Below are 8,347 nucleotides of genomic sequence, written 5' to 3' on the forward strand. Positions count from 1 at the left end.
AGCACTACTACACCACCAAACTGGAAGACGCGATCATCGTCGCCATCAACAACAAAATGCACAACTGCCAGGATCCAGGCAACTCGCACTTCACCCACCTGGAAGAAGTGCAGTTCACCTACCGCAAAATCACCTGGACCCACGAAGTATCCGGTACTTCGGGTTCCGATGACTGGCGTGCTCCAGTCGTTTAATTACGGCTGATCGTTTCAAGCATCGGCCAGCTCTGCTGGTCGATGTTGTTTACGCCCCTCCAGAATTTCGCGTACGTTGACCCGCTTTGCGGGCGTCGACGAGCGCCGCTGTACAGCACGAGGAACAAGGGATGTTCGCGCCGGCCAATGAAACCCATTTTGCCCTGACCATCGAAGGTCTTTCCGCCGACTTTCAGGTGTTTACCCTGACCGGCCGGGAAGCCATCAGCCAGCCTTTCGTATTCGAGGTGGAGCTGGTCAGTGAGCAGCCGTCGCTGGACCTCGAAACCCTGCTGCACAAACCGGCCTTCCTGCAGCTGTCGCCCGACGGCAGCGGCATCCACGGCCTGATCTACCGCGCCGCGCAAGGCGATTCCGGCAAGCGCCTGACGCGCTACTCCGTGACCCTGCGCCCGCAACTGGCGTACCTCGCACACCGAATCAACCAGCGGATCTTCCAGAACCTCAGCGTGCCGAAAATCATCGGCAAGGTCCTCGAAGAACACGGCATCCAAGGCAACGCCTATGCCTTCCAGACCGGCTCGATCTACCCCGAGCGCATCTACTGCGTGCAATACGACGAATCGGACCTGCATTTCATCCAGCGCCTGTGCGAAGAAGAAGGCATTCACTACCACTTCCAGCACAGCGCCACGGGCCACAAACTGGTGTTCGGCGATGACCAGACGGTGTTCAAGAAACTGGCGCCGGTGGCCTATCAGCAGGACTCCGGCATGGTCGCCAGCGACCCGGTGATCAAACGCTTCGACCTGCGCCTGGAAACCCGCACCAGCCGCACCACCCGCCGCGACTACGACTTCGAAAAACCGCGCCTGACGCTGGAAAGCGAAAACCGCGGCGACGCCCTGCCCGACCTCGAGGACTACGATTACCCGGGCCGTTTCGTCGACCGCGAGCGCGGCAAGCACCTGGCCAAACGCGCCCTCGAACGCCACCGCAGCGACTTCCAGCTCGCCGAAGGCAAGAGCGACCAGCCGTTGCTGGTCAGCGGCCATTTCCTCGCGCTGAAAGAACACCCGAAGGCCAAGTGGAATGACCTGTGGCTGCTCACCGAAGTCCACCACGAAGGCAAGCAGCCGCAGGTGCTGGAAGAGTCGGTGACCAGCGACACCACCGCGCTCAAAGACGATTTCCATCAGGGCTACCGCAACCGCTTCCAGGCCACCCCCTGGGACGTGCCGAACCGCCCGCCCCTGCGCCACCCGAAACCGCGCATCCTCGGCAGCCAGAGCGCCGTGGTCACCGGCCCTAAAGGTGAAGAAATCCACTGCGACGAATACGGCCGCGTGAAAGTCCAGTTCCATTGGGATCGTGAAGGTCAGGCCGACGACAAGACCAGCTGCTGGCTGCGCGTCTCCAGCGCCTGGGCCGGCGCCCAGTACGGCGGCATCGCCATTCCGCGCATCGGCATGGAAGTGCTGGTGACCTTCCTCGAAGGCGACCCCGACCAGCCGCTGATCAGCGGCTGCCTGTACCACAAGGAAAACACCGTCCCCTACGCCCTGCCGGCGAACAAGACGCGCACCACCTTCAAAACCCTGAGTTCGATGGGTGGCGGCGGCTTCAACGAACTGCGCATCGAAGACAAGAAAGGCCAGGAACAGATCTTCCTGCACGCCCAGCGCGACTGGGACGAAAACATCGAACACGACCAGAAAATCCGCGTGGGCAACGAACGCCACGACGTCGTGGAAAAGAACAGCTACACGGAATTCAAGGCCGAAGAACACCACACCGTCTACGAAGACCGCAAAGTCGAAGCCCGCGCCAACGACCACCTGACCGTGGGCGTGAACCAGCACATCAAGATCGGTACCGGGCAATTCATCGACGCGGGGCAGGAAATTCACCTGAGCAGCGGCATGAAAGTGGTGCTGGAGGCCGGGGCTGAACTGACGTTGGTCGGTGGTGGCAGCTTCATCAAGATCGATGGCGGCGGCGTGACCATGAGCGGGCCGGCGATCAACATCAACTCCGGTGGTGGACCGGGGAGCGGCACCGGCGCCGCCCCGTTGATGCCGGGCGTGCTGAAACAAGCAGATGCCGACAAGGCGGGCGCCGTACTGACCCCGGCGCAAATCAACACCCTCAAACGTAATGCGCCGTTCTGCGAAGAGTGTGAAAAATGCAAGGCAGGTGCCTGTGCCATCTAATCGAATGACACCCAAGGATTGGCTGGCACAACAGCCGCTGCAAAAAGATGAGCGTCTGTATCTGGTCATCAGCGCCGCGAGCGATGCCGAAGCGCTCAAAGCCTTGTATCAGAGCGAACCGTCCGTGCAGGCCATTCCCGTCTGGGGTGGAACGCCCTACTCCACCTGGCAACCGGTGATGCCATACGTCGCCGAACTCAAGGCCAACTCGGCCTTCCTGCCCTGGATCACCGAAACCGACGCCCTCGACTGGGGCTGGCTAGCGGTCTCCCGCTCGGAACCCAACGAAGTCTTCGAACACCTGCGCAGCCTGACCCAAGTGAAGATGCCGGACGGGACCGAGGTGTTTTTCCGGTTCTGGGATGGGCGGCATATCTATCCGATTCTTGAAGGGTTGGGTGAGACGGCTGGGGAAGTGCTGCCGGTGTTTGAGCGGTATCTGATTAATGGGCGGAGCCTGGAAGTCGGGCCGAGGGTGGTGCCGAAGGCGAAGGATTGGCCGTGGTGGGAGGTGCCGAAGAAGTTGCTGGATCAGTTGGCGAAAGAAGATCACACGACGCTGGTCGGCAACTTGATGCAATGGCTCGAAGAAGCACGCCCGGACCTCTACAGCGCGTGGCCCGAGAACAACCTGAAACTGAAAATCACCCGTTTCGTACGTCGCCCGGATGCTCCGGACAACCTTAAAGAAGCACTGTTAAACCACCTGATTCTGGAGCAAGGCTGATGGATCGCGTTGCCTTTGTTGACAACCAACTGAACACCTTCAAGGACAGTCTGAAGCTGTATCAGGAACAGACCAAAACCTGGTACGCCAGCGTCGCCGACAAAGCCAGCCGGGCGGCTGATTTCCCTTCCCTGCTGGGCATGGAGCGAGTGATCAAGGTTGGTGACACCAGCAAGTCGGTGAGCATGACCGACGGCGACTTCACTTCGAACGTGGCTCAGTGCCCTTTGAAGGGTCCGCTGCTGATCGAGAGCAAGTTCGAATCGGTTTATGACATACCTGTAGGCGATATCGAAGTCGAGATCGTCGCGGTGGAAGGTGGTGCAGTCAGCAAGGTCAAACTCGATCAACAAGGTAAAGCCAGCTGGACCGGTGGGATTCCCGGCAAGTTCTACAAGATCCGTGTTCACAACGAAGTGACACCCGCGCAGATCGACGCTCTGTTCAGCTCCTACAGCGGCGTGACAGCAGACCTCGAAGATTTCCTGCGCAAGGAGTGGGCCGGGTTCAAACCACAGTGGTCGAACCTGTCGGCTTCGGGCACTGCGATGGCGATCGGCAACGGCATTCTTGAAGGTGGCTGGGAGGCCATCAAAGGCGTGTGGGATGGCATCAGTCTGGTGCTCGACATTCTGCAAGACCCCAAGAAGTTTGCGAATGATCTCGGTGCCGGCGTCCAGGACCTGATCAAAGTCGCCCAAAGCTCGCCAGACATCATGAAAAAAGCCATGTTGCTGGCCAGCGACGAAGCCGCTTTGTTCCTGCTGGTACGCAGTGCCGTGATCTGGCTGGCAGGCTTGCCGCCAATGAAGATGGCCGGCGACGTTGCGAAGATGACCACGGCCATTGTCGTCGGCATCGCGATCGACATCGTGATTGGCGTGGTACTGACGATTGCAGCTGAAGGCACAGGGGTTATCTACCTCGCCGCCCGACTGAAGAAGTACGGTGAGCTTGTCATCAACGCTGTCACCAGCTTCGTGAAGTCGCTGTTCAAGATCATCAATGGCTTTATGGAGTACGTTGCCAAATACACTGCCGTTGCGGCACGTGGGGTGACGGCGAAGGTGAGAAACGGCATCTCGGAGTTGCGTTTCGACGGTAAGCGAGTGACAACCGTCGAAGCACCAAAAGCCCATCACGACGCGCCTGCACAATCCAAGACGCCTGACGAAAAAAGTGCAACTTGCGCTAAAAACACATGCACGAATGGTTGCCCGGTTTCGATGGTGACCGGCGAAGAACTGCTGACACTAACTGATGGGGAACTGGATGGTATTTTGCCATTTTCCTGGACTCGTCTTTATCGCACTAGCGCAGCAGAAATCGATTGTGGCCTTGGCTATGGCTGGAGTCATGCGCTGGCACAACGGGTTGACGTCAACAATGATGAAGTAGTCTGGACTGACCACGAAAATCGAGTTATCACTTTCCCGCTGCCGAGCCTGCAACGTCCAGCAATAACAAACAGCCTTTCTGAAGCTGCAATTTTTATTGGTGATGATCCCTCTGAGCTCATCCTGGCTCAGGCTGGCGAACGCTCCCAGTTTTATCATTTCCGCTACAACCGTACCGGCGCAACACTGATTGCTGTCAGCGACGCGTATGGAAACAGGCTGCATATCACTCGCGATATCCATGGCCGCATCAAGCGAGTCGATAACGGTGCAGGTCGCGCGTTGCTTCTGCGGTATGACCGCAAACACATCGTAGCCATCGAATATCAGCAATTCATCCCAGCAGACAATCTGGAAGATGCATGGAGCACAATCCAGACCATAGTTGCTTACAGCTACGACTCAGAACATCGACTGATCGCGGCAAAAAACGCAGCAGGTGAAACGGAGCACTACGCATACAACGCTCAGAACGTCATCCTAGAACGGCGCCTGGCTGGTGGCGCCATCTTTTACTGGGAATGGGAAAAGGAAGGTAAATCTGCTAGGTGCATCCATCACTGGGCTAACTTTTCGCAAATGGACACGCACTACGCTTGGGATGATAAAGGTAGTGTCACTGTCACCAATGCGGACGGCAGTGAAGAGGTCTACACCCACGATGACAAAGCACGACTGGTCGCCAAAGTTGATCCTGACGGTGCTGAAAATCTCAAAGCCTATGATGACAAGGGTCGTTTGGTCGCAGAGCAGGATCCTTTAGGTGCAATTACTGAATTCCATTACAACGAAACCGGGCGACTGATTGCGGTTATTCCTCCAGAGGACGAACCCACCGGCTATGAGTACAGCCACGGATTCGTAAGCAAAGTCAGTCGCGGAAAAGCCACTTGGAAGTACCAACGCAACAACCAGGGCGATGTAACGCAGCAGACTGATCCAGATGGCAACACGACCCACTACAGTTACGACAACCGGGGACGACTGCTGGAAATCAGTCACCCCGACGGTGGCCGTCATCAATTGGGCTGGAACAACCTTGGCCAATTATTGGAGGAGCGCCTCCCTGACGGTGGTCAGCGTAAATATCGCTACGACGCACTCGGTCGGCAAATCACGCGCCAAGATGAGTCCGGCCAGATTACCCAGTATCAGTGGGATGCCGCTAACCGACTCTCGCAGATTACCCTGCCAGGTGGAGCCACTCGCGCTTATACCTATAACCCATATGGGCGCGTCACTGCCGAACGCGACGAACTCGGCCGCGTCACCCGCTACGAATATGCCGACAACCTGCACCTTGTCAGCCGTCGCATCAATCCTGACGGCAGCCAGCTGCGCTACCGCTACGACAACTCGCGCCTGCTACTGACCGAAATCGAAAACGAGCGTGGCGAGCATTACCACCTCGACTACTTCCCGAATGGCCTGATCCAGCAGGAAACCGGCTTCGACGGTCGTCGCACTGCGTACGAATACGACCTCAATGGCCAGTTGCTGAAGAAAACCGAATTCGGCGATGACGGCAGCGAGTTGGTGACTGAATACCAACGCGACGCCGCGGGCAGACTGCTGGTGAAAACTCTTCCCGATGGCGAAGAAATCCACTACAGCTACGACGCCCTCGGTCGCTTGGTCAATGTCGACGACGGACACTGGCCGCTCGCCTACGAATACGACCTGCAAGATCGCCTCGTCACCGAACACCAGGGCTGGGGCACCTTGCGTTATGAGTACGACAGCGTCGGCCAGCTCAAGCACTGTCGCTTGCCCGATGGCAGCAAACTCGATTACCGCCATCAACCCGGCGGTATGCTCAGCGGTATCGACCTCAACGGCTCACGCCTGACGTCTCACCAATTCAGCGGTGGTCGCGAACAGCAGCGCCAGCAAGGCCTGCTGCTGAGCCAGTATCAATATGACGAACAGGGCCGCTTGCAGGCCCACAGCGTCAGCCAACGTGAAAAAAACCTGTTCCAGCGCCGCTACAACTACGACGCAAACGGCAACCTCGCCGGCATCGACGACAGCCGCAAAGGCAACCGCAGCTACCACTACGATCCGCTCGATCGCTTGATCAGCGTTCGTGGCGCTACGCCGGAAAGCTTTGCTCATGATCCGGCCGGTAACCTGCTCGGCCAGAACAACGAAGGCACAGCCAACCTCGCCAACGTAAAAGGCAACCGTCTGCTGATGCAAGGCGACCGCCACTACGACTACGACGCGTATGGCAACCTGATTCGCGAACGTCGCGGCACCGGACAGAAACTTGTCACCGAATACCGCTACGACTCCCAGCATCGACTGATCGGTGTCAGCCTGCCGGGCGGCAGCACTGCATCCTACAAATACGACGCCTTCGGTCGTCGCATCGAGAAAACCGTCGATGGCCAAACCACCGAGTTCTTGTGGCAAGGCGAACGCCTGATCGCTGAAAGCGGTGACAACCGCTATCGCACCTACATCTACGAATCTGGCAGCTTCCGCCCGCTGGCGATGCTCGACGGGGAAGGCCCGCGTAAGGCAACGCCGTTCTACTACCAGCTCGATCATCTGGGCACACCGCAGGAACTCACTGACTACAGTGGCGAAATCGTATGGTCAGCGAAGTACCGCGCCTACGGTAACCTGGCTGCGCTGGACGTCAGCGAAATCGATAACCCGTTGCGGTTCCAGGGTCAGTATTTCGATGCAGAGACAGGGTTACATTACAACCGGCACCGCTACTACAATCCGGGGACTGGCCGTTTTCTGACACCGGATCCGATCAAGCTTGCGGGTGGGTTGAATAGCTACCAGTACGTACCTAACCCTACGGGTTGGGTGGATCCGTTGGGTCTGGATTGCAAACCAGGCCAATGCCCAGATGCAGAACCGCCTAAGAAATGGACTGAAAAATCGGTATTTAATAAGTACCCTGAAAAAACAGTTATCAAGACCTCTGGGCCAGAAGAACAAGCAGCATTCCTACAGGAACACCTTCCCGGCCTGCCCAAGGAACAAGCTCAAATGATTCTTGAAGACTCTTATAAAAAGGGAACCTCAGTAGTCATTGGAGGAAGTAGGGTACGAGGTGACAATTTGCCGGGTAGCGATTTAGATGTTGGTTTCGGCCACCTCAATGCAAACCAAGCTGGTAAACATGTGAAAGCACTGGAAGGGAAATTTGAGGGCCGAGAGGGTTTCCTTTCTCTTGAGAAAACTCGAATCGTGCCAGGAAACAAAACCGCTAATATTGAAGAAATAAAATCACCAGAAGAATTTTTCCAGCGTTCAGGAACTCGCTCAGGTCTTGATCCGAAAGCTGGACAAGAGTACAAGCCATCTGGATCTATTACATTGGAAAAAGATGGAACAATCACTTTACTTCCACCAGGGACAACCCCATGAAATTCACATCAGAAGGTGAGGTAATCAATCCATGCTCTGTCGGATATCGAAGTCTAGGATTTGGCGAATCGACAAACTTACAAACAAAAAATTACGAATTGACAGTTGAATTCAACGAATTACCTGACAGCTTTATAAAATGCGCCGACTCATTTATTGAACAGTGTAAAATTGACGACACAGAACAAGGACACCCAGAAATACCTGAACTTGAAGAGCTGCAATACCCAGACTTTTTAGAGCTAATTCAAAAAAACCCAAAACAAGCCACCGAACTAATAAAAAACTACCTGTATTTCGATCTATTATTTTCATTATTCCCAAACACCAACAATCTAAAAATAGTAATAAATAATATAAATAGCATCAGCACAACCACAACAGGAATAGCAATATCCGGAGAAACTTTCCCTTTCAAGTCTTAAATCAAACAAGGGGGGGGGGGGGGGGGGGGGGGGGGGGCCA

5 protein-coding genes are annotated in these 8,347 nt (G+C 56.1%); all 5 read left to right on the forward strand.

Features of this window, described 5'->3' with window-relative positions:
• On the forward strand, positions 1-194 hold a 194-nt coding region (gene tssD, locus ACODTD_RS28690; protein ID WP_489105439.1), incomplete at its 5' end, for a type VI secretion system tube protein TssD.
• Positions 195-325: 131 nt separating this feature from the next.
• A complete protein-coding gene (locus tag ACODTD_RS28695) occupies positions 326-2,368 on the forward strand; it encodes a type VI secretion system Vgr family protein (protein WP_489105440.1) in 2,043 nt (680 codons plus the stop codon).
• 4 nt (positions 2,369-2,372) lie between these two features.
• The gene (locus ACODTD_RS28700; protein ID WP_489105442.1) at positions 2,373-3,095 is read left to right on the forward strand and encodes a DUF4123 domain-containing protein; all 723 of its coding nucleotides are present in this window, start codon (positions 2,373-2,375) and stop codon (positions 3,093-3,095) included.
• The gene (locus ACODTD_RS28705) at positions 3,095-7,882 is read left to right on the forward strand and encodes an RHS repeat-associated core domain-containing protein (protein ID WP_489105441.1); all 4,788 of its coding nucleotides are present in this window, start codon (positions 3,095-3,097) and stop codon (positions 7,880-7,882) included. The genes ACODTD_RS28700 and ACODTD_RS28705 overlap by 1 nt, the downstream gene beginning before the upstream one ends.
• Positions 7,879-8,307: a hypothetical protein gene (locus ACODTD_RS28710; RefSeq protein ID WP_285357952.1), complete on the forward strand. Its 429-nt coding sequence runs from the start codon at positions 7,879-7,881 to the stop codon at positions 8,305-8,307. Before ACODTD_RS28705 ends, ACODTD_RS28710 begins: the two co-directional genes overlap by 4 nt.
• Positions 8,308-8,347: the final 40 nt, after the last annotated feature.

The organism is Pseudomonas sp. FG35 (assembly GCF_057809295.1).